We start from the raw sequence: 228 nt of genomic DNA, 5'->3' as shown, positions 1-228 counted from the left end.
TGCAGGTACCCGTGCTGGTGCTCAACCATGTCCATAGGGTACCCCCCTAGGGTAGGAATGCAAACAAGAAAAGAGCCCGGCGCCGCAGGGCCGCGTCGGGGCGGCCCTGCAGGACCGGGCGGCAGGAGGCGTCGCGGCGCAGCGCGATGCCGAGGATGTCGTCGATCTCGGGCTGGCTGAGGTGCTCCTCGGACTCCGAGGCCGCGATGATGAGGTTGGTGGTAAGCT

The 228-nt window shown here is 67.1% G+C and carries 1 pseudogene; it reads right to left on the bottom strand.

Annotation, left to right across the window (positions count from 1 at the left end):
* Nucleotides 1-46: 46 nt before the first annotated feature.
* Nucleotides 47-228, bottom strand: a pseudogene (locus tag QWJ41_RS21525) (hypothetical protein); the annotation flags it as partial.

The sequence above is a fragment of the Nocardioides cremeus genome (assembly GCF_030518195.1).
In the GTDB taxonomy this organism is placed as follows: Bacteria; Actinomycetota; Actinomycetes; order Propionibacteriales; family Nocardioidaceae; genus Nocardioides; species Nocardioides cremeus.
Note: the sequence above shows the minus strand (reverse complement) of the source record. Positions and strands in the feature narration are given on the sequence as shown.